The organism is Acinetobacter towneri DSM 14962 = CIP 107472 (assembly GCF_000368785.1).
Taxonomy (GTDB): Bacteria; Pseudomonadota; Gammaproteobacteria; order Pseudomonadales; family Moraxellaceae; genus Acinetobacter; species Acinetobacter towneri.
On sequence record NZ_KB849688.1, the window covers coordinates 119,100 to 142,043 of the forward strand.

21 protein-coding genes are annotated in these 22,944 nt (G+C 40.0%); 12 read left to right on the forward strand and 9 right to left on the reverse strand.

Annotated elements, in window-relative coordinates; genetic code table 11:
* Nucleotides 1–32: 32 nt before the first annotated feature.
* Nucleotides 33–602 (reverse strand): elongation factor P, encoded by a 570-nt coding sequence (gene efp / locus F947_RS02100; RefSeq protein ID WP_004971615.1) that lies wholly within the window; start codon nt 600–602, stop codon nt 33–35.
* A 312-nt stretch (nt 603–914) separates the two neighbouring features.
* Here efp and epmB point away from each other — a divergent pair, with 312 nt between their 5' ends.
* From epmB to F947_RS02115, 3 genes are read left to right on the forward strand one after another with little or no spacing between them, the layout of a single operon-like run.
* Complete coding sequence (gene epmB / locus F947_RS02105; protein WP_004971618.1) at nt 915–1,931, forward strand: EF-P beta-lysylation protein EpmB; 1,017 nt, start codon at nt 915–917, stop codon at nt 1,929–1,931.
* Between the two features lie 14 nt (nt 1,932–1,945).
* A complete protein-coding gene (locus F947_RS02110; protein ID WP_004971620.1) occupies nt 1,946–3,691 on the forward strand; it encodes a hypothetical protein in 1,746 nt (581 codons plus the stop codon).
* Nucleotides 3,673–5,796 carry an EAL domain-containing protein gene (locus tag F947_RS02115; protein ID WP_004971622.1) on the forward strand — a complete coding sequence of 708 codons (2,124 nt, stop codon included), beginning with the start codon at nt 3,673–3,675 and terminating at the stop codon, nt 5,794–5,796. The genes F947_RS02110 and F947_RS02115 overlap by 19 nt, the downstream gene beginning before the upstream one ends.
* Nucleotides 5,797–5,882: 86 nt before the next feature.
* On the opposite strand, the gene rpmE is transcribed toward F947_RS02115, so the two are convergent.
* The 4 genes from rpmE to F947_RS02135 form a co-directional block, all read right to left on the reverse strand.
* Entirely contained in the window at nt 5,883–6,107 is a 225-nt protein-coding gene (gene rpmE, locus F947_RS02120) for a 50S ribosomal protein L31 (RefSeq protein WP_004971624.1), read from the reverse strand.
* Nucleotides 6,108–6,310: 203 nt separating this feature from the next.
* Nucleotides 6,311–7,309 carry a bile acid:sodium symporter family protein gene (locus tag F947_RS02125; protein WP_171062555.1) on the reverse strand — a complete coding sequence of 333 codons (999 nt, stop codon included), beginning with the start codon at nt 7,307–7,309 and terminating at the stop codon, nt 6,311–6,313.
* Between the two features lie 190 nt (nt 7,310–7,499).
* Nucleotides 7,500–7,901 carry a lactoylglutathione lyase gene (gene gloA / locus F947_RS02130; RefSeq protein WP_004971627.1) on the reverse strand — a complete coding sequence of 134 codons (402 nt, stop codon included), beginning with the start codon at nt 7,899–7,901 and terminating at the stop codon, nt 7,500–7,502.
* A gap of 1 nt (nt 7,902) precedes the next feature.
* Nucleotides 7,903–10,101 carry an AmpG family muropeptide MFS transporter gene (locus F947_RS02135; protein ID WP_004971628.1) on the reverse strand — a complete coding sequence of 733 codons (2,199 nt, stop codon included), beginning with the start codon at nt 10,099–10,101 and terminating at the stop codon, nt 7,903–7,905.
* A gap of 194 nt (nt 10,102–10,295) precedes the next feature.
* Between F947_RS02135 and F947_RS02140 the strand changes: the two genes are divergently transcribed.
* A complete protein-coding gene (locus tag F947_RS02140; protein WP_004971630.1) occupies nt 10,296–12,989 on the forward strand; it encodes a Lon protease family protein in 2,694 nt (897 codons plus the stop codon).
* A gap of 123 nt (nt 12,990–13,112) precedes the next feature.
* Here F947_RS02140 and grxD read toward each other — a convergent pair whose 3' ends face one another.
* Complete coding sequence (gene grxD / locus F947_RS02145) at nt 13,113–13,454, reverse strand: Grx4 family monothiol glutaredoxin (protein ID WP_004971633.1); 342 nt, start codon at nt 13,452–13,454, stop codon at nt 13,113–13,115.
* Nucleotides 13,455–13,615: 161 nt separating this feature from the next.
* Here grxD and F947_RS02150 point away from each other — a divergent pair, with 161 nt between their 5' ends.
* Nucleotides 13,616–14,827, forward strand: coding sequence for an aspartate aminotransferase family protein (locus tag F947_RS02150; protein WP_004971636.1), 1,212 nt, complete (start codon nt 13,616–13,618; stop codon nt 14,825–14,827).
* Nucleotides 14,828–14,909: 82 nt separating this feature from the next.
* Here the strand turns inward: F947_RS02150 and F947_RS02155 are convergent, their stop codons facing one another.
* The 3 genes from F947_RS02155 to surE form a co-directional block, all read right to left on the reverse strand.
* Nucleotides 14,910–15,839, reverse strand: coding sequence for a LysR family transcriptional regulator (locus tag F947_RS02155; protein WP_004971637.1), 930 nt, complete (start codon nt 15,837–15,839; stop codon nt 14,910–14,912).
* A 94-nt stretch (nt 15,840–15,933) separates the two neighbouring features.
* The gene (locus F947_RS02160; RefSeq protein WP_004971638.1) at nt 15,934–16,752 is read right to left on the reverse strand and encodes a peptidoglycan DD-metalloendopeptidase family protein; all 819 of its coding nucleotides are present in this window, start codon (nt 16,750–16,752) and stop codon (nt 15,934–15,936) included.
* 106 nt (nt 16,753–16,858) lie between these two features.
* Nucleotides 16,859–17,635, reverse strand: coding sequence for a 5'/3'-nucleotidase SurE (gene surE, locus F947_RS02165; protein WP_004971640.1), 777 nt, complete (start codon nt 17,633–17,635; stop codon nt 16,859–16,861).
* Nucleotides 17,636–17,846: 211 nt separating this feature from the next.
* On the opposite strand from surE, the gene F947_RS02170 reads away from it, so the two are divergent.
* The 7 genes from F947_RS02170 (at nt 17,847) to F947_RS02200 (ending at nt 22,798) form a co-directional block, all read left to right on the forward strand.
* Nucleotides 17,847–18,218, forward strand: a complete 372-nt coding sequence (locus F947_RS02170; RefSeq protein ID WP_026438310.1) for an MCR_0457 family protein — start codon at nt 17,847–17,849, stop codon at nt 18,216–18,218.
* 317 nt (nt 18,219–18,535) lie between these two features.
* Nucleotides 18,536–18,928, forward strand: coding sequence for an MCR_0457 family protein (locus F947_RS02175; RefSeq protein ID WP_004971644.1), 393 nt, complete (start codon nt 18,536–18,538; stop codon nt 18,926–18,928).
* 117 nt (nt 18,929–19,045) lie between these two features.
* Nucleotides 19,046–20,194, forward strand: a complete 1,149-nt coding sequence (gene dacC / locus F947_RS02180) for a D-alanyl-D-alanine carboxypeptidase PBP5/6 (RefSeq protein ID WP_004971646.1) — start codon at nt 19,046–19,048, stop codon at nt 20,192–20,194.
* 106 nt (nt 20,195–20,300) lie between these two features.
* The gene (locus tag F947_RS02185; protein ID WP_004971648.1) at nt 20,301–20,831 is read left to right on the forward strand and encodes a gamma carbonic anhydrase family protein; all 531 of its coding nucleotides are present in this window, start codon (nt 20,301–20,303) and stop codon (nt 20,829–20,831) included.
* 252 nt (nt 20,832–21,083) lie between these two features.
* On the forward strand, nt 21,084–21,644 hold the full coding sequence (locus F947_RS02190; RefSeq protein WP_004971651.1) for a PAAR domain-containing protein: 561 nt from the start codon (nt 21,084–21,086) through the stop codon (nt 21,642–21,644).
* Between the two features lie 4 nt (nt 21,645–21,648).
* Nucleotides 21,649–22,353, forward strand: a complete 705-nt coding sequence (locus tag F947_RS02195) for a hypothetical protein (protein WP_026438309.1) — start codon at nt 21,649–21,651, stop codon at nt 22,351–22,353.
* Entirely contained in the window at nt 22,319–22,798 is a 480-nt protein-coding gene (locus F947_RS02200) for a hypothetical protein (protein ID WP_004971654.1), read from the forward strand. The genes F947_RS02195 and F947_RS02200 overlap by 35 nt, the downstream gene beginning before the upstream one ends.
* Nucleotides 22,799–22,944: the final 146 nt, after the last annotated feature.

The following is a 22,944-nucleotide window of genomic DNA, read 5'->3' on the forward strand; positions in this document are numbered from 1 at the left end:
CCCTCTTTTACTTATGATTTATCAATAAATCATTATGCGCGTTCTAGGTATTCACCTGTACGTGTATCTACACGAACGCTTTCTTCTTGCTGTACGAATAAAGGAACACGTACCACTGCACCTGTTTCTAATTTCGCTGGTTTACCGCCACCACCAGAAGTATCGCCACGTACACCCGGATCAGTTTCGACAATTTTTAATACCACGAAGTTTGGTGCGTTTACAGTTAAAGGCACACCGTTAAACAACATAATGGTACATTTTTCGTTTGAATCATCTTTTAACCATTTTGCAGCATCGCCCATTGCGGTTTTGTCAGCAGCAATTTGCTCAAAAGATACAGGATCCATGAAGTTCCACATTTCGCCATCGTTGTAGAGGTATTCCATTTCTACTTCTACAATGTCAGCTGCTTCTAGTGAATCACCAGACTTAAATGTTTTTTCTAAAACTTTACCAGAACGAAGGTTACGAAGTTTTACGCGGTTAAACGCTTGACCTTTACCTGGCTTTACATATTCATTTTCCATGATTGAACATGGGTTACCATCAAGCATAACCTTAAGGCCTGACTTGAAATCATTCGTAGAATAATAGGCCATGACTGGCACACTCCAAACTGACTAACTTAACTATTTATGTTACAAAGCAAATGACCAACGCAGCTTTGCGATGCTCGCCATCTTGCAACATCTTTTTTCATCGGACGTATTGTAAATGAGCAAGCCATAACGAAGCAATGAAAATCCACTACCGATCACCTCAAGATATCGGTAAAATCAGCTGTTTTGTAATGATTCTGATTCAAAGCGATTAATCATTCGCGGCATTCACGCTCAATGAACAAAGAATTCATCTACGCTAAATAGATGTGTACTTGGTTCCTTTCACCTCATATTTAAATCTTTTCTGGCATGATCAACTACCTGTACCAAGAACAAAACTGGCAATCTCAACTCAGTGACTTGATCACCGACCCACGCGAATTGTTAAATATTTTAGAGCTGTCTGAACAGCAGTTGCTGTCAGGTGCTTTACTGGCATCCAATCAGTTTAAATTGCGTATCCCGCGTGCATTTGTGGCCAAAATGCAAAAAGGCAATCCACTCGATCCTTTACTGTTACAGGTTCTGCCACATCATTTAGAACTGGAAGATCATCCTGGATTTGTGACCGACCCTTTGGGTGAGGAACAAGCCAATCAACAACCTGGAGTCCTACACAAATATAAATCACGCTTTTTGCTGACCTTGACTGGTGCTTGCGCAGTACATTGTCGTTATTGTTTCCGCAGGCACTTTCCTTATCAGGAAAATCTGCCAAAAACTGAAGACTGGGACAATATCCGTAATTACATTGAAAATCAGCCCGATATTAATGAAGTGATTTTAAGTGGTGGCGACCCGCTCACTTTGTCAAATCGTAAATTAAATATCTGGATTGAGCGATTGGCGTCTATTCCGCAAATAAAATTTTTGAGAATTCATTCACGAGTTCCGATTGTTATTCCCAACCGTGTCGATGAATCGCTGATTTCCTTACTAAAAAATAGTAGGCTGCGTATTATTCTAGTGGTACACTCGAACCACGCATCAGAATTAGATGACTTTACCTGTTCGCAACTTGCCAAGTTAGTCGAACAAAACATCACCGTTCTGAATCAAGCAGTCTTATTAAATGGGGTCAATAATTCTGCTCAGGTCTTGGTCGATTTAAGCTATCGTCTTTTTGATGCAGGGGTGATGCCTTACTATTTACACGTGTTAGATAAAGTAAAAGGAGCGCATCATTTTGATTTAATGCCGCAAGACATTGATCACATCTATAAAGAGCTTTTAGCGAACTTACCCGGCTATTTAGTTCCTAAACTCGTTAGGGAAATTGCGGGCGAAAAAAACAAGACACCGCTTTTTGGGGTTTCAACTTATTGAGTTAAATAACAATCATGAATATGAATACTTCAGATCTTTTTCTAGTTCCCAGCGAACTAAAGCTGGAGCAATTGAGTTTTTGTCAAAATACGGTTAAAAGCATTCAGGCATGGGCAGCGGATTTATCCATTTTACAATTGGGTGATTCTTCCCAAGCTCTATTTAATGCACTTTTAGAAATTTCAGAACTGAAATGTCAGGAAACATTACGTTTTGACTTAATTCAAGCTATTCATCCGACACTTGAAAATGTGCTTACCAGTCTGGAAAAGCATTTTTTCAACCAGGCTTTGATTAGTAATGACCGCAACGATCATATTATTGAACTCGCGCTGTTATTACGCAGTCATTTCGCCAAAGTCTATATTAATATTTCCCGACGTAGCCACCAACAACTCACCCAACAAAAATTTTCTTTATTTGCCTTTAATTTAAAAAAGAACTTACAAACTGCACGAGTTCTATCTAGCTATTATGCTTTACAACAATTAGCTCTACTGCGCTATCAACAACACATGCTTTATAGCCACGCCTTGCCAAATCAGTGGTTAATTGCACACCAACTTTTAGATACAGCCATTCAACAACATTATTATTTAAATAATATTAATCAGTTACAAGGCACACAACATCAACTGATTAATATTGCTCAAGCCTATGCACAGCTGATTTTATTGGAAATTTTCAATACCCATCAAATTCGACCTGCAGAAATTCAAGGCTTATATCTCTGTAGCTTTGATTGGGCAAAACTGATTCAAGTTTTACCCAAAGAAACGACGCTTTCACGTTATGTGGTCGATGCAAGCAAAGATCATCCACCTATTTACAATACGCACCAAAGCCAAGGTTTTCATGCCAATATTTTTATTGCAACTCAACCCCTACTCGATCATTTAAATGAAGTTCAAGGTCGTAAAGGTGAACATTTATCACGCAATGAAAAGCTATTCTTAACCCCTGCTTTGCATTTCCATTTGCACAATATTTTGACCAATACAGCAGAACGTGTGCATGAGCGTTATGAATATTCGGCACGGATTAAAATTTGCTTTGGTTTGACTGTGGCACATTTTTATCTGTCTAATGGTAAAAACTTCAATGAAACGCTGGCTTTGGGCGATAACTACCAATTCCAGAATGAAAGCCAGTTTATCAATGCCATGCATACCAACTCTACGGTAGATATTAGCGCTGTTAAAACCTTAGACCGTGAAGCCAAACAAATTTACAATGCCGATGTTTTAGATATTAGTGTCAACGGCTATCGTATTAAATGGACGGGTGAAACACCGAAAAACCTTAAAACAGGTGAATTTATTCTGGTTCAGGAAAATAGCCAAAGTCCGTGGCGTGGTGGTGTCATTCGCTGGATTAAACAATCTGCTGAAAAAAGCTTAGAACTTGGCTTGGAAATTTTAACCCAAGATATTTACCCTTGTGCTGTTTTTGTTAAAACAGATCGGCATACAGGACATTATCATCCAGCATTATTGGTACAAAGTACGCAGGTCAATGAAGTCAATACCTCATTGATTTTGCCAAGTCTGCAATTATTACGTGACAAACAAACCGTACAGCTACGTTTAGGTGAAGAAGAACTAAAAGTGTTCTTAATTAAGCCGTTATTGATTACCCAAAGCTTTATGCGCTTTGATTTTGAGTTGTTGAATGACCAACAACAGCCTTTACTTGATGGTTTTATTCAGAAACAAGTGAATGAAGTTAAAAATCACGATTTATGGGAAGCATTAAAGTGAGAAATCCATTATTGTCTAAAAAGCTCAAACGTACCGAAACACGTTTACTCATAATCGATGACAACCAAATACGTTTTAATCAAATTTGTGAACAACTCACTGCAAATGAGCACCGTGTTCAGGCTTATCTATTAGATGACATTAAAAACTTTGAAAAACAATTACATTTAACTTGGGATTTGGTGATCTTTGGTCGTGCTTATGACCTAAAAGTCGATCAGGCACTCACTTTAATTCGTGCATCACAGCAACCAAATTTACCGCTACTTTTGCTCAAACCAGACGATTACGATGCCACGCAATACACCAGTTATGTGCGCAAAGGCATCTATGACATTATCAATTTAGATTACCCCGAACGCTTCTATTTTGGCTTAATTCGCGCACTGTCTTTTAGTCGCTTACAGCAGTCACAAGAACAACTTATGACTGAACTGGAAAATGCACAATCACAAGCTCAGGCGTTGGTCGAAGACAGTAGCAAAGCAGTAGCCATTATTCAGGAAGGAATTCATGCACAAGCCAATGCTGAATATTTACAGCTATTTGGTTTAAAAAGTGAAGATGACCTTATTGGCTTGCCATTATTGGATTTATTGCAACCGCAAGATATTACAGATTTTAAATTCCGCTTTAAGAAAGTCAGTCAAGGACAATTTGAACACGGCCGTTTTGATATTCATAGCCAAAACCCGCTTCTGGCAAAACAAAACCCGCTCAAAATTGAATTTGTTGGAGCAGCTGACGACGCCATACAAATCACCATAGATATTGAAAATACGGCGCAAAATACTGTCCCTGCTCAAACGACAGCAGACAAAGCAGCGGCAAAACCAAGCACATACCAATTGGTAAATCGCACTTTAGCCAAACAGCCTTCTAGTGCCAATGCTTTGGTGGTGTTTTCTTTGGCGAACTGTCCTGAATCAATTTTCCAAGCCGACTGGCAAACCACAAAAAATTACTTTACCAACATTCAAAATTTTTTAAAAGAACAGACCAATGTACCATTATTTAATGTGAGTAATGGTTTAGTGGTTGGTTTGTTCCAAGCAGAATCGCCTGCAATTTTAGAATCGAAACTGATTGGCTTAAATTCACTCACGAAACCGCAATTACTTACGGTAGATCAACATACTTACCCACTTAATTTGCGTATTGGTTATGTGCCATTCACTCCAGACATTCAAAATGAAAGCAGTTTTGAGCAACTGATTAGCCAAGGTTTTGCCAACGCATTACCACAACAGCAAGAACAACATAACTCAGGTTTAACCTTAGACTTGTCATTTGGTGAATCTAACTTAAATGTAATTGAATCTGCTGCAGCTGTACCACAATCGTATAGTGAATCTGCGATTATTGCAGCGATACGTCAAAGTCTTGATCGTGGTGAAATTCATCTGAAGTATCAACAACTTTATGATAAGCAAGACACCAATTTATATACCTATGAAGTAACTAGTGGCTTTATTTTCAATAGTGAATGGAAATCACTGACAGGCTTAATAGATTTGGCTGAAGACCCAGAATTATCCATTAAACTGGATCGTTGGATTTTGGTCGAAGCTTGTAAACAATTGCACAACTTCATCACCCAATATCCTGAAGCGAAGCTGATTATCAATTTAAACAAATTTGTTTTATTACAAGACCGCAGCTTCCCTGAGTTTGTGTCTAAACTGATAACGATTATTGGTAGCCGCCTCAGCCATCCATTAATTTTGCAATTCTCTGAAGAAGACATCAGCCAAAACTTAGGTGATGCGCAGAAACAAATCAGTTTATTACGTCAGCACGGCGCTGAAATTTCTCTGCGTGATTTTGGTCATTCGATTTATAGTGAATCTATCTTGAAACAAGTCGATATTCACTACTTGACCTTGCACAGTGCACTGACTGAAAAACTGGCTGCTGATGACTCGACGCAAGAATTACAGGAACAATTGAGCATTTATAGTGAAATTAAACCTGTAGAAGTGTTATTGCGTGACTTAAATGATATGAACCTGTTTGCGAATGCGTGGAATGTCGATGCGCGCTTTATTCAGGGTGATTATTTCCAGAAAAAACTCGATCATTTAATTGATGTGCAAGACCAATAAGGTCTTGTGCATTAGGGTCTATTTGTAGACCCTAAAATTTAAGGCACAAAAAAACGGGCAATTGCCCGTTTTTTTCGTACTGGATATTAACGTTTGATAGAACGTGACATACCAGCAAAACGTTGTTTGAACTTGTCGATACGACCGCCAGTGTCAACGTTCTTTTGCTTACCAGTGTAGAACGGGTGGCATGCAGAACATACGTCAAGATAAAGAGTTTCTTTACCAACTGCTGAACGAGTTTCGATTACGTTACCGCAAGAACAAGTTGCAACTAATTTTTCATATTTTGGGTGAATATCGGCGCGCATCGTCGATTACTCCTAAGATTTAAGAAGGCTTAAGCTGTCATCGCAATTGGTCACTCTCATTAAAAAAATGAGGACATGCTTTAAAAGCAGACCAACACCACAACAGACCATTCTTTTGGCCCACCGAGACGGATACCGTCAGAGCTAAGCACAACAAGTTGGGCAATATTATACGGAATAAAATATTTTAAAGCTAATTATTCTTAGGAATTTAATTCTTGCGGTTCGGTCGAATCGGGCTGCTTTTCGAGATAATTGGCTATCACACCGCACACCATCAACTGAATTTGATGGAAAATCATGATCGGTAAAACAATCATCCCCAACGGCTGCCCAATAAATAAAATTTGCGCCATCGGTACACCACTGGCTAAGGTTTTTTTGGAGCTACAAAAAAATGCGGCAATTTGGTCTTCACGTGCAAAACCCAACCATTGCGGCACAACCCACGCCAACCACATCACAAGGGTCAATAACACGGAACAAGCAATAATCAACAGCAATAAAGTCATACCACTAACTTGATGCCACAATCCTGCTACCACTGCCCCACTAAATGCACCATAAACCACCATCAAAATCGAACCCTGATCAAATACCTTGACCAGCTTTGGTAATTTCAACATCTGAGGAAAAACATAAGGACGTAATAACTGCCCCAAAATAAATGGCACCAATAACAATAAAGTAATTTGAATAATCGAATTTGTCGGGTCAAAACCGTGTTCAGACTGCCCTAAAATAAAGATGCCTACTAAAACTGGGGTAATAAACATCCCAATTAAATTAGAGAATGACGCACTGCAGACTGCGCTGGCAACATTGCCTTTTGCCACTGACGTAAAGGCAATTGAAGATTGCACGGTTGAAGGCAAAAAGCACATGAACAAAAAGCCCCAATACAGCTCCTGCCCGAGCATTGGCACTAGAATTGGCTTTGCCAGCAAACCTAAAATTGGGAATAACGCAAAGGTAAAAGTAAATACCAACGCATGCAATTTCCAATGCATCATGCCCTGAATGACAGCTTCACGTGATAATTTCGCCCCATGCAAAAAGAATAAGATTGCAATGGCAACTGTCGTAATCACACTAAAAACTTCGGCTGCTTGCCCTGACACAGGCACGACACTGGCGAGGATGACCATCACAAACAAAAGAATGGTAAAGCGATCCAATGCCAATAACTTCAACATAAACACATCCTGTATATTCTTTTACTGTTGCAAAAAAGCCCAGCAATTTTTACCTTTCGATAAAGGTATATTACTGAGCAATATTCAAAAAGCGAGCATTTTCAGGCGATGTTCAATATTTTCAAAATGAATACTGAACAACATTCAGTTTATTGCGCCATAAAGGTTTGGTTTTTACTGCTTCACTGATGAAGACTTAGTTATTACGTGCGTTCTGATCTTGCTGAATCAATTCAACTTTATAACCATCTGGGTCTTCAACAAAAGCAATGACAGTTACACCACCTTTCATTGGCCCTGCTTCACGTACCACATTGCCGCCGCGCGCTTTAATTTCTTCACATGCTTTGTAGGCATCGTCTACCGCAATTGCAATATGACCATAACCATTGCCCAAATCATAGCTGTCTGTATCCCAGTTATGCGTCAACTCCAAAACGGTGTGATTTTCTTCATCGCCATAGCCTACAAAAGCAAGGGTAAAACGACCTTCTTCATAATCACGCTTACGCAGCAAAGTCATGCCTAAAACTTCTGTATAAAATTTTAATGATTGCTCTAAATTACCTACACGTAACATGGTATGCAGCATGCGCATGTCATTCATCCTTTTGTTCAATCGGTTTTGCTTGTATGTGTTGATGGTCACGTAACAATTTCGCCACCCACACCACTAAAATTAAAATAGGGATTCCAATTAATGTGGTCATGAGGAAAAAGTTTGGATAACCAATATTGGTCACTATAGTACCTGAATAACCACCTAAAATCTTAGGAGTCAAGGTCATGAGTGAGCTAAAAATTGCATATTGCACAGCAGTAAATGACACACTGGTTAAACTGGATAAAAATGCGATAAAAGCCGCGCCCGCTAAACCTGAAGCCAAGTTATCGACAATAATCGCAAAATATAACCATGCTGTGCTATATGGCTTAATCACCTTGCCCTGAATTTCAACCATATTGTTTGAAGATGATTGAACGATCGGCAAAGGTTGTATATCTACATCCAAAGCATTGCCTTCATGTGTGTTTAAATCGACCTGATAGGTTTGGCTGTGTTGTTGTACTGTTTGCTGTCTATTCAATAATACGGCTTGCAGTTGTTTACTTGGTGAGTCTGCCAAAAGCTGCCCTGCAATCGCTGCCGTAAAAATTCCTTGTGCATCTAGTTTTGCATCAAAATTTTGACCATCTAGCTGCAGTACAATTTTTTGCTGTTCGGTTAAGGCAGGCCCTGCATATTGCCCACGTACGACAATACTGTTGCTGGCTTCATTTTCGCTAATACGATTATCCGAAGTCAGTGGTAAAAACTGGAGTTGTGCAGTTTCAATCTCAGTTTGGTGCAAATACGGCATCGACACTAAACGTGACGGCGTATCGCCCGTTTGGTATTGCGCACGTACCTGAATTTCATCCTGTGTTGCTAAAACCTGACTAGGCACAGCCACTTTCCAATATCCAACTTCATCGGCCTGGGTTTGATATTGTTGCTGCCCCACAGAAACTTGCACATCGCTCAGTTGCTGTCCTGACTTCACCAGACCAATAAAAATAAGATTGGTGGATGATGCCAACACCGCGCCAACAAACATTAATTTCATAATGTTCATACGCTGTGCCAGTAAACCGCCCAAGAAGCCACCCACTAAACTGAAAATGACCCCATAAACCTTAACCGCTTCGGCAATTTGTTCTTTGCTAAAGTTCAAATCCTGATAGAACACATTGGAAATTACACCTGCAATAATGTCTGAAACTCGATAAAAACCAATCAAGAGTAATAACACCAGTGCCAGTTTCATGCCGTAGCGTTTAAAGAAATCTGCAACAGGATGCACCCATGTTTCAAATGCCATCTGTTTATTGACTGCGCCCAATTTGACCAAAATTGTGCCCATGCCTACAGCAGCCGCACCCGATGCAATAAAACGTAAAGCTTCTATAGAAAATAATAAAAATGCATCTTTGAGTTGGAATTGTTGTTTTAAGGCTTCGGTAAAATTACCCGAAAAGACGTAGCACAATACAAAACTGAATACCGCAACAAAAAACACCGTAACCAGACGAAAATAGTCGCGTCGTTGATAATGTTTGCTGACCCGATTCACTTGCGGTTCACGAATCACCAAAGTCGTGATAATGCCAATCAGCATCACCGCAGCCATCGCCAAATAAGTAATTTTCCATGCACTATAAATATAGTTGCCTTTAGCAGTACCTAAAGATGCAGCCAAAAATAAAGCACCTGCCCCTGCAACAATCATCCCAATGCGATAGCCCGCGTTATAAGTCGATGCCAACACGGTTTGCATTTGAGTTTCAGCCAATTCGATACGGTAAGCATCAATCACAATGTCTTGCGTGGCTGCAGAAAAGCCTAGTAATACTGCACCCAATGCCATTTGATATAAATGTGCCTGCCCCAAAGCTGGGTCAGAAAATGCCATGACTGCAATTGCACAGACTATTAAACATTGAGCAATGAGCAGCCATGCCCGACGTCGCCCTAGTTTTTTGGTTAAATAGGGTACGGGTAATTCATCAATCAATGGTGCCCAAACAAATTTAAAGGAATAACCTAGAGCAGCCCAACTAAAAAAAGTGACCGCACTTTTATCAATGCCTGCTTCGCCCAACCACAAAGATAGACTGGAAAAAATCAGTAAAATTGGAATACCTGCAGAGAAGCCCAAAAACAGCATGATCAGCGCACGACGGTCTAAAAATGCCGTAAATGCTGCTTTCCACCCTGTATTTTGTGCTGAAGTTTGCCCAGTCTGTTGTGTGGTCATTCGATTATTATTTTCTATCAAGTCAAATTGTTGTTATTCAATCGCGGAATAGCTTCTGTTTCAACAGTATTTATGAAATTATCCACAACAGCCTTGTCATTTTGTAGTAAAAATTACGGCTTAGCTTGAATTTTCCGCTTAAACCTGTATACCTTTAAACTTCTAACTGCAATATTTCGTTTTGGATTTCTACAGTGACCCAAAGACTTGATCAAATCACCCCATCAATGACAACCAACACAACAACAGCAGCGCAAGATGAACAACAACCGCTTCTCAGCTCTGCCTTTGAACAAAGCGAAATACAAACGACTTTAGAAAATACACGACTCAAAGCAACACAACTAACCCATATTCCAAATTACGATAACATTCCCGCTTCGACCCGACGCATTAAACCGCTGAATAATTTTTTAGGACAAGATCGGGCACGCGCTTCGGTGGAAGCAGGTATTTCCCTGCCATATTCTGGCTACAATATTTTTGCAGTGGGTACGGCGGGATTGGGCAAACGTACCATGGTCAAGCGTTTGCTGCAGCAACATGCCAAGAGCATGCCCACACCGAATGACTGGGTTTATGTCAATAATTTCAAACACCCGCGCCAACCGATTGCCTTGCAACTGCCTGCAGGTCAAGCGCCTAAATTTCAAAGTTTGTTACATCAAACTTGGCAAACTATTTTAAAGCAACTCGAACGTCGCTTTACCGCAGAAACCTATCACAACCGCATTGAAATGATTCGTCAGCAAGCGGGTGATGAACAGCAACAAGCCTTAATTGAGCTGACCAGTGAAGGTGAAGAACTCGATTTAAAACTGATTGCGCAGGAAGATGAACATTGCTTTGTACCCGTGCATCTGAAAAATGACAAAATGCAGGAAATGTCTAAGGAAGATATTAACGCCTTGGACAGCAAAACCCGTGCAGAAATTGCGTCCAATATTCGTTATATGAATAAAAAACTGGAGCGTTTGGGTTTGCATTTAGGCGATTTAGAAGATGACGCACGTGACAAAGTACAAGACCTGAACCGTGATATTGCCAAACAAGTGGTAATGCCACGCATTGATATTATTCAAAATAAATATCCTAGTGTCGAAGGTTTGACTGAATATTTACAATACTATGCCGAAGATATTATTAATAATGTCGAGTTTGTTTTAGAACAGGAAGAAGATGATTTCCGTCCTGGCACCTTTAGCCGTATTCCTGCGCGCTACCAAGCCAATATTATTGTGACGCACAAACCCAACAGCGGTGTACCTGTTATTTTTGAAGATTTTCCAACCCATTACAATTTATTGGGGCATGTAGAACAACTCACGCAAAACGGCACCATTACCACTGACTTCACCTTAATTCGTGCAGGTAGCTTACATAAAGCCAATGGCGGCTTTTTGATGCTCGAAGCAGAGCAGTTACTGGAACAGCCTTATGCATGGCAAGGACTGAAACGCGCTTTAAAATCGGGGCAATTGAAACTTTCATCTTTGGAACACATGCTAACTTTAACAGGCAGCATTTCAATTGAACCACAAGCCATTCCACTAAATATTAAAGTGATTTTACTGGCAGAGCCTGAAATTTATTATGAAATTTTAGAGCTAGAACCCGAACTTGGCAGCGTGTTTAAAATCCGTGCCGACTTTACCGATACATTACAACGTAATGACGAAAACGAGCAGGCATATATGCAGCTGATTGCCGACTATGTGCAATCTGACAAATTATTACCATTTGACCGTTCTGCTTTGGCAGCTTTACTTACTGACTCAAGCCGTCAAGCTGAAGATCAAAGCTCACTCTCCTTACATGCCCTCACCTTGGGGGATTTAATTCGTGAATCGCATCACCATGCGGCACAGGCGGGCGATAAAACGGTTTCCGAACAGCATATCAATACCGCACTGGATCATCGCAAATATCGCTTAGGCTATTTAAGAGAACTGTACTGGCAAGATTTATCACGCGGTACGCAGTTAATAGAAACTCGCGGACATCGTTTGGGGCAAATTAATGCCCTGTCGGTCATTCACTATGCCGATGTCGAGTTTGGCTTACCTTCGCGCTTAACCGCCTCAGTCTATCAAGGCGGCGGCGATATTTTAGATATTGAACGCAGTGTTGAACTTGGCGGTTCTTTACATGCCAAAGGCGTGTTGTTGATGGCCAGTTTCCTCAAAGCACATTTTGGCCGTGAGCAAATTTTACATTTTTCTGCTGCCCTTGCCTTTGAGCAAAGTTATGGTCAGGTTGATGGTGACAGTGCAACAGTGGCAGAGCTTTCTGCTTTGATTTCTGCAATCAGCCAACTACCTATTGACCAATCTTGGGCCATTACAGGCTCCATGAACCAACTTGGTCAAGTACAGCCAATTGGTGGCGTGAATGCAAAAATTGAAGGTTTCTTTGATGCCTGCAAACTGCAAGGTTTAACTGGCAAGCAAGGCGTGATTATTCCACGTCAAAATATGCAGCACCTTATGTTGCGTAAAGATGTGATTGAAGCGGTAGAACAAGGTCAGTTCCACATTCACGCCATTGATACCATTGACCAAGCCTTAGAAATTTTAATGGCGCGTCCTGTGGGTAAACTCACTAAAAAAGGACGTTACAGTAAAGGTTCAATTTACGCTGCAGTGATGGAACAACTTGAGTATTGGCAAGCCATTGAAGATGGTGCTGAAATTGAAGAAGAGCCAAAGAAAAAGAAAAAGTCCAAGAAAGAAAAGGACAAAAAAGACCCAGAGAAAAAGGACAAAGCGCAAAAAGCCAAGAAAAAACAGAAATCGGCTGAACCATCTGATGCGGCAACTTCTGATGAAGTCACTGCTGAGTCGGCTGAAACTGCTGAACTTGCAACTGAAAGTACTACGGTAAACTAAGTGCAGTGATTCAAATCAGCTATTCAAGTGAATTCCAGATATAAAAAAAGCGCCAAGGCGCTTTTTTTATATCAACTTTTTTGTATGGATGACTTTGGTCTAGTGTGACCCAAGTCCAATACTTTAAGCTACAGGTGCTGGGCTGTATTGCTCAACTAAAGGCTTTAACTCACCTTTCTGGAACATATCCAACATAATATCGCTACCACCAATCAACTCACCGTTAATCCACAATTGTGGGAAAGTTGGCCAGTTCGCAATTTTTGGCAAAGTGGTACGAATATCCTGATTTTCTAAAATATTCACATAAGCAAAAGGACGACCAATTTGACTGAGTGCTTCTACTGCGCGCGCAGAAAAACCGCATTGTGGAAATTGTGGTGTGCCTTTCATGTAAAGAAGAACAGCATGTTTAGCAATTTGTTCACGAATTAACGCTTCGGTATCGCGTACTTGTTCAGTCATTGGTAAATCCTCAACTCATCTGTGTGGCATTATACCCAAAACCGAGCAAAACAGTACGTCTAAAGCAATAAATCCAATTTTATTTACAATTAGGCTTTTCATCTGCAGTAGATTTTGCTTATATAAGTTTTTCCCTCCAACCTAACAGATAAGAGTTAGTCATGAATAACATTACCCTTGCTCCTGTGCAAACTGATCAACCATCACATTTGATGCCTGTATTTGGCCGTCAGCCGATCAGCTTTGTCCGCGGTCGAGGTTCTTATCTTTATACTGAAGATGGCACAGAATATTTAGATGCACTTACAGGCATTGCCGTATGTGGTTTAGGTCACGCACACCCTGCAATTACCGAAGCCATTGCAGATCAGGCGGCTACCTTAATTCACACCAGTAACTTGTTTGAAGTGCCGTGGCAGACTGCTGCTGCACAAAAATTGGCGCAAGTTGCTGGCATGGAAGAAGTGTTTTTTTCAAACAGTGGCGCAGAGTCTAACGAAGGTGCAATTAAAATTGCACGTAAATTCGGTCATATGCAAGGCGTAGCCAATCCTAAAATTATTGTTGCAGATCACTCTTTCCACGGTCGTACTTTGGCTACCCTGTCTGCAACTGGCAATAAAAAAGTTCAGGAAGGTTTTGCACCTTTGGTTGAAGGCTTTATTCGTGTGCCTTTTGGTGATGTCGAAGCCATTGAAGAAGCTGCGATTCAGCATCCTGATATTGTGGCTATTTTAGTCGAGCCGATTCAGGGTGAAGGCGGTGTGAATACTGCACCACAAGGCTTTAGCTACCTAGAAGACATCCGCCGTATTTGTAGTCAACACAACTGGCTGATGATGCTGGATGAAGTACAAACAGGAAATGGTCGTACAGGTAAATTCTTTGCTTATCAGCACACCAATATTGTGCCTGATGTATTGACTACAGCGAAAGGTTTGGGCAATGGCTTCCCAATTGGTGCAGTCATGACTCAAGGTCGTGGTGTGGGCGTTCTTACTGCTGGTAATCATGGCTCAACCTACAGTGGTACTGCGTTAGGTTCACGCGTGGTTTACACTGTTATTGACACCATCCAGAAAGAAAACTTGGTAGAAAATGCAGCAAAAATGGGTGGCTACATTGTGGAACAATTGCGTCAACAACTCGCAGACCAAAATGTAAGCGTGCGTGGTTTTGGCTTGATGATTGGTATTGAATTACCAAAACCATGTGCAGAGTTGGTCGATATTGCCCGCGATGAATACAAAATGATTATTAACGTAACTGCAGGTTCTGTGGTGCGTTTATTGCCAACATTAAATATTACTCAAGCCCAGGCAGATCAATTGATTGAACGCCTTGTAGCAATGATTAAAAAATTCTTGGCTTAAATAAATCCCTAACAAAAAGCCGCAGTTTGAACTGCGGCTTTTTGCTAACTAAATGGTCGATCAGTATATTATCAACATTCAATTAAGATGCTTCTTGAAACACTCGCCCACCCGGCAATTGAGAAAAATATTGTTTTAAGGCTTCCAAACAACGATGTACTTTCATCGGTTGTTGCTCATGTTTGGAAATGATTGCATACAAGGTAAATGCGGGTAATTTCCACTCAGGCAAAATTTCAACCAAACTGCCATTAAGCAAATCTTTTTGAATATCCAAATGCAAAATTCGCGCAAGCCCATGCCCTTGCATACACAAAGATTTAGACACCAACACATTATTGGTCGATAGACGCGAGCCCAACTCTACATCCACACTTTCTGCAGTGCTGATATGCTTAAAATTGAGTTGCTGAAAATTTTTCATAATGGTCAATGGAATTAACTCATGATGTTTTAAATCTTCAGGACGTGAAATGGGTGCAGTTTGATTTAAATAACTAGGTGATGCAACTAAAACTTGGTCAATATGTGCAATAGGAATCACATGCTGGTTTTGATCTTCAATTTTTGGACTCATACGCAGCGCAATATCAATACGACCATCAATCAGGTCAATGTATTGATTGTCGGTTTCTAGATGTACAGACAAGCAACGATGGGCAGACAGCCAATGAGAAAGTGCGGGAATCACATGGTTCGTGGCTAATTCTGGAGTGGTGGCAATTCTTAAATCACCGACCAAATCATCTCTTAACTCATTAATGCGTATTTTACCACGCTCAGCAGCGGCGAGCATTTCTTGACAACTGTGGAAAAAAGCTTGTCCTGCTTCAGTCAAACTCAGTTTTCTAGTAGAACGATGCAGAAGCGTGACTTCCATATCTTGTTCTAATGAACGGATTTGCTGACTGACAGCGCTGGTGGTGATCCCTAAATCACGTGCTGCACCGCTAAACGAGCTTTTTTCAACAACACAAGCAAATACACCCATTGCTCGAAGTTGATCTAACATAAATTCCCTCTGAAATTATACAGGTGCTCTTATCTTTCGATAAAAGCAACCTATTGTATTATACGGTGAAATTTATGTTTTGTATTTGCAAAATTTAATTTATTGGTAAAACATTAGTCGGATTGATTGGCTTACCATCTAGGCGTACCTGAAACTCCAACATGATACGTGTAGCACCCGAAGAGCCCATTTCTGCAATTTTTTGACCCGCTGTTACGTTTTGACCACTGCTCACATTCATCTTACTGTTATGTGCATAGGCGGTGATATAACCATCAATGTGCTTGATTAAAATCAAGTTTCCATATTCTTTTAAGCCATCTGCAGCATAAACCACCTGCCCATCTGCTGCGGCATAAATTGGGTCACCTACATTGCCACCGTAACGAATTCCTTTGATATTACTTGCCAAATTAAACTGTGCAATCACAGCACCTTGAGATGGTTTCACCCAGCGCAATGTGCTGCTACGCACCGGTGTACTTGGTGTTGTTGAGCTAGTGGTCGTGGTTGTAGTCGATGTTACCGGTGCAGGTGTCGTTGGTAAAGTGACTGTTTGACGTTGAATTGGTGCAGCCTGCGTTACAGGGCGAGTGCTTGTTGTACGTGGTGCATTGCCCGCTTTCAAACGAATCGACTGCCCGACATAAATACGATACGGCGGTGCAATATCATTCATTTCTGCAATGCTGAGATAGCTCAAACCATAACGTGCAGCGATACCACTTAAAGTATCACCTGAACGTACAGTATAAAAATTCGGCGCTGTTGCATAACGTGCAGAATTATTCACTTGAGGTTTAGAGGCACAACCACTCAACACAACGGTAGCAACAATAGCACTGGATAACACTAAGGTTTTCAACAATGCTGTTGGTGTGCTAAATAAACGATATTGAAACACCACGGGCATTCTTTCCTCTCTACAAATTCTAAATACTTTCTATTGCGCTTAGAGTAGCAAAAAAGTCCTTGAAATGAGGCTTACAAGCTACTTTTTCACAAAGTTATAACATTAGTTAGCCAATTGGGGGAAATTGACTGTGCAATGATTGCAAAACGTCATAATTAGTGGCGTCCATCTGAATTGGCGTCACGCTGACATAGCCATTCGCTACCGCAAAAAAATCGGACTCAATTTCTGTTAAGCCTTTTTTCGGTGCAGCCACTGCCTCGCCCGATAAACCAATCCAATACACTTGACGCCCTCGTGGATCGACCTGACTAGTAATTGGCTTAGATTGGGTACGCTGTCCTTGATAGGTAATTTTTGTGCCCTGCAACACTGGCACATCTGGAATATTCACATTAAAAATATGTCGTGCAGGTAAACTTGGTAAACCTTGAGCAATAAAGTCATGTACCCACTGCGCTGCCTGCATATAATCTTGCGGATGCTGATAAGCACGTACATTATGCCCTGCAAGTGATACCGCAATCGCAGGCTGTTTCATCAAACGTCCTTCAAATGCCGCACCGACTGTGCCTGAGTACAGTACATCATCCCCTAGATTTGCACCGCTGTTAATGCCGCTGACCACCAAATCAAATTCGAAATCGAACAATCCATTCATCGACAAATAGACACAGTCTGCAGGTGTACCATTCACTGCCCAGACATCTTCAGCAATTTGCACAGGACGTAATGGTCGGTCTAAAGTCAGCGCACTCGAAAAACCACTGCGTTCACTTTCGGGTGCAACAATCACCACGCGACCCAAAGGTTTTAAGGCTTTCGCCAAAGCTTGGATACCAGGTGCAAACACGCCATCATCATTGGCTATCAAAATATTCACAGAAAAATCTCAGATAAAACAAATATAAAGGTTATATACTAAAATATAGCAACGTCGGTTCAATCTTAAACTTGTTTGTGCCTGATTCATGCCTAAGCACATTTAATAAGCACACGACAACAAAATGACTGATCAGCACATTTCATTGAAATATACAAAAGATTATATATATTTAGCGCTTAACATCCATCCAAAAATATATGTGATTCTCATGATTTTAGCTTTGTCATTTCGTCGTTTATTGGGTCTAGGTTTTGCTGCTGTATTAACGCAGTCTGTAATTGCAGAAGATTTGACTGCAGCAGAAGCCAATACGATTGTGAAAGAAGATGTTGCAGCGGCACAAGTCATGACTGAAATGTGCCCTGCACTGATTGGAAAAAATGCAAAATTAGATGCCAATATTCAAGCACTGATTCAAACTTATCTACAAGATTATTCAGAATCGAACATGACGCTTGCCAAACTACAAGCCGACGCAGAATATCAATCCGTTTTAGCTGAAGCGCGTGAAGCAGCAAAAGATACAGCCAAAGAAGAGCAAAAAGTAGTGTGTCAGGAAGCTTTAGAATTAGCACTTTAAATCACATGATTTAAATACTATTTTGAGCCTGTAAATAATTTTGCATACTCACCCTTTAAGGCAAACTTTCAAAGTTTGCCTTAAATTTTATGCTTAGTTTTTATATCTGGTATTTTTCCACTATTATTTTACGCTTTATATCAAGCCACTGATTTTCAAATTTCAGACTTTAATCTTCACTTTTTATACATGATTTGCGCTCAGATCACACAGCTTTAATACATTTTCACTCTTTCAATTCGCAAATAAATGATTCATCTTATAAGCACTTAAATGAATCGGTAGATTCAGTTCAAACAATATTTAAGGTACTTGATATGCAATTTTCTGGCTTAAAAAATTCACGTGCAGTTCATTTTTTTGGCGCAGTTGCGCTCAGTTTGGGTTTAAGTCAAGCCGCAATTGCGCAAGAAGAAAATATTGAAGTGACGCCATTACAACAAGTGACTCAGCAAGAATTAGCCGCTATTTATGTGTTATCTGAAGTTTGCCCTTCACTAGTCAAAGAACAAGATCAATTTCATCAGGGTTATACAAAACTTGCCCAAGAATATATGCCTAAAGAAAAAGACGCTGTTACTGCCTTAAGTAAACTCAGCAAACAAAAAAGCTTCCAGCCAATTTTAAAAGAAGCCCGTGCCGATGCCAAAGCTGCTGGAACAGCCAAAAACCAAGCAATTTGCCAAGAATTGACAGCATATAGCAGATAATACAATTTGGTTACAATACTTTTATCAATAAGCCGATTTCTCCCATAGAAGTCGGCTGAGCTTTGCCCTAAAATGCTAGCTCTTTTGTGCATACCTCAAGTATTGGAACCTCTTAGAATGACCCCAAAAAGCGCCCTTGCTGCATTATTACTATTACCAAGCTTTTCTTATGCAGCAACTGTCTTAGCTACACCACCAGAACTCAATAACAAATCATACGTTTTGATGGATTATGAGACGGGACAAATTTTAGCTTCAAAAAATGAAAACGAAAAACTCGCCCCTGCCTCAATGACCAAAATGATGACTAGTTTCATCATTGAACAAAAGTTATTAAAAGGCGAACTCACGGAAGATGAACAAGTCCGCATGAATGAGTCTGCATGGTGTCGTGGCAGCAGCACAGAATCATGTATGTATGTTCCTTTAAATGGCACAGCAACCGTACTTGAAATGCTACGCGGAATTATCGTGCAATCGGGCAACGATGCATCTAAAGCCATGGCAGAGCACATTGCAGGTAATGAAGGCACATTCGTTCACATGATGAATGAAGAAGCCAAACGTATTGGCATGAGCAATACCCAGTTTATGAACTCTACGGGTATGCCTGCTGAAGGTCACTTTTCTACCGCAAAAGATATGGCGACTTTAGCGCAGCACATCATCCATGACAGCTCAAAATACTACCCAATTTATTCTGAAAAAGAGTTTTCTTTTAATGGAATTAAACAAGGCAACCGTAATGCCCTGTTATATACCGACCCAAGCGTGGATGGTTTAAAAACAGGTCATACCAACGAAGCGGGTTACTGCTTAACCACTTCATCTAAACGTGGCCCAATGCGTTTAATTTCGGTGATTTTTGGTGCGCCAACCATGCAAGCTCGTGCAACTCAAACTCGTGAATTGTTAGCTTGGGGTTATGCAAACTACGAAACTGTACGTGTACAGCCTGCCAACCAAGTCTTAGCTAAAGCAAAAGTATGGTACGGTAAAAGCAAAGAAGCACAAATTGGTTTGCCAGAAAACTTTAACGTGACCATGCCAAAAGGCAAAGCCAACCAAATTAAAACTCAATTGGTGGTTCAACCTAAATTGACTGCTCCTTTGAAAAAAGGTCAAGTGATTGGTAAATATGTCGCAACCTTAGATGGTAAAGTGATTGCTGAAAAACCATTGGTGGCGTTGCAGGAAGTGGAAGAAGCGGGTTTCTTTGCACGTATGCTAGACCATATCAAACAATTCTTTAGCAACTTATTCTAAGATTCATAAGCTTAGACTAAAGCGCAAAGCACACATGCCCGCATGTGTGCTTTTTTATTTTATACTGTCCTCAATCCTAAATTTATAAGCTAAAGATTTGTCCATCATGAAAAAAAATGTGCGTGCTTATTTAGAGCAAACCCCAAAAATTGACGCAAGCTGTTATGTAGATGAATTGTCGGTGGTGATTGGTGATGTGCATTTGGCCGCAAATGTATCGGTTTGGCCATTTGCCGTGATTCGTGGTGATGTTAACCATATTCGGATTGGTCAAAATTCCAATGTGCAAGATCATGCCATGCTGCATGTTAGCCATAAAAAAGCCGACAAACCTGAAGGTTCACCGCTGATTATTGGCGAAGATGTCACAGTTGGACATGGTGTGACCTTACACGGCTGCACCATTGGCAATCGGGTGTTATTGGGCATCAACACAATTGTTTTGGATGATGTCATTATTGAAGATGATGTGATGATTGGCGCAGGGTCTTTAGTACCTCCGCGTAAGCGTTTGGAAAGTGGTTATTTGTACGTGGGTAGCCCTGTGCAAAAAGTTCGTCCTTTAACCGACAAGGAAAAAGAGTTTTTACCTTATTCTGCACGACACTATGTAAAAGTGGCGGGGAATTATCAATAAAATGCCTTAATTTACATGGGATACCCAGAAGTCAATTTTAAGCATGATGATTCCAAATTCATCATGCTTCTGATACACTTAAAAGTATAATAATCAGTATTATATTAATTTTAATAAAAGACATACTTATAAATAGAAAAATATGAACAAGTTTTTTTAAAACACTACAAATTTATCTCTCATATTTTCAATCTATTTTTTAGTAAGTATATTTTTATTCACCAGACCACAATACCAATAAGAATTTAAATTATGACTCGTCCTTTTGGCATTCAAGGCTCCACGACTTCACACGGTGGAATAGTTATTGCAACGCAGTATAGCATCACCCAAATGGGGATTGCCTTCTTAAGAGCTGGTGATGGCTTTAGCTGTCCAAAATGTAAAATGTGGTCAACTCTAATCAAAAGTCAGGATCACGTCATTCTTGATGGTAAAGCAGTAGCTTATGTAGGGGATCACTTTACCTGTGGAGCAACTTTAATACCCAAACAAGCTCATGTCGTTGGAACGCATCCAAAAACTGTTTCTTTCTCTCAGCAACAAAAAAACAAGCAATACTCACTTACTCAAAGTTTCCTAGGAAACCGCATTCGCCTAGAAGAACATGGACTACAGTTCCAGCTTATCAATAAAAAATTCAACCTACCCATAAGTGGATGCTTCTATCTATTAACAACAAATGATGGACAAGAGTATAGCGGCTTTACTGATCATGATGGTTTTACTGAAACTCTGCGTACAGGAATTAAATCCGAACAGGTCAGTCTACATATTTTTGACTTTTCACAACCAATGAATGAATGGGTATGATGATATGGAAACCACGAAGTTAGCATCCGCTTATAGTCGTACCATTTCTGGAAAATCTAATGCTTGGGTAGCATTTCCAGAAGAAAAGAACGTCTGTGAGTTTTCAGAACCATTATGTAATAACATTATTAAAGTACGCAATTATTACGTTACTCGACCTTACAACTTTATGATGAATTTAGATCAATGGTCGAGCATCACAAATAAAATAGAATTACTCACAGCTATCAGATTTGGAATGGAATGGGATACCAATAATTTTCCCGAAGGATATTTATCGGATCCAGCATTTCACACTCAAATGTATATAAAGTTTCACAAGTATCTAATGAAAAATGTGATGCGAGAGGCTCCTAAAATTGTAGCTGAATTTCAAAAGGCTGTATTTAAGGCACGTTTTCTTATGACTTTTACCATTGATGAAGTAAAAGATATTCCTCATTTAAAAACCCACGATCAATTGCAGTCAGCTTTAATGAAAGCTAAAAACCTGCAAAATCAGATTGATAAAATTAATGTGATTGATGCAACTAGAGATATGTTTTTAATCCAAAATAACAGAGGGCCGATCACAATTAATAGAAATATGTTTATTGATGTTTTTAAACAGGATTTTAATCCACACATGATTCAAATATTAAAATCTCAAGGTATATATTTAGGTGATCCAGACAATGTTCTATACAAAAAAATTCATAATACCCCTTAGTATATTATGTTGCTTATTTTTAACTAGCTGCTCACTCGCCTCTCAAACAGACAAAAATAGTGAAGCACTGAAAAATGCTAATCGTGGAATAGTGGGTACATTGTTATCTGATGCCAAAGTGTACCAAATCGCCTCCACATCCGAACCCTCTCCCTTAACGCAGCAATTACTACTTTCAACACTTGAAAAAGTTGCTGTAATACGAGGCTATGAGCAAACTATTGGCAATGCTTATCATTTTGATGCTGATCTAAATATTGCCCAAATCAATCAAATCTGCTGGATGGGGATTTTTCTGCAGAAATATAAGCCATATTTACCAACGCAAATTGAAAAACATGAAAGCTACCTCTGGATTAATACCTATATTAAACATTGGCAACAACAACTAAATAGCACTTATGGTGAGACATTGATTGAAAATGACTGTAGAAAATCAGAGTAAATCTATAACGTTCAAGCTATTCTTGGCGAAACGTTGATTATATTTTTGTTGATTTATCTCCGAGCATGCAGGTGCGATAACATCTTAAAGAAATCCCCTTTCAACATAGCCACATCCCCCTAAATTTTGTAGAATATGCGTTTTAC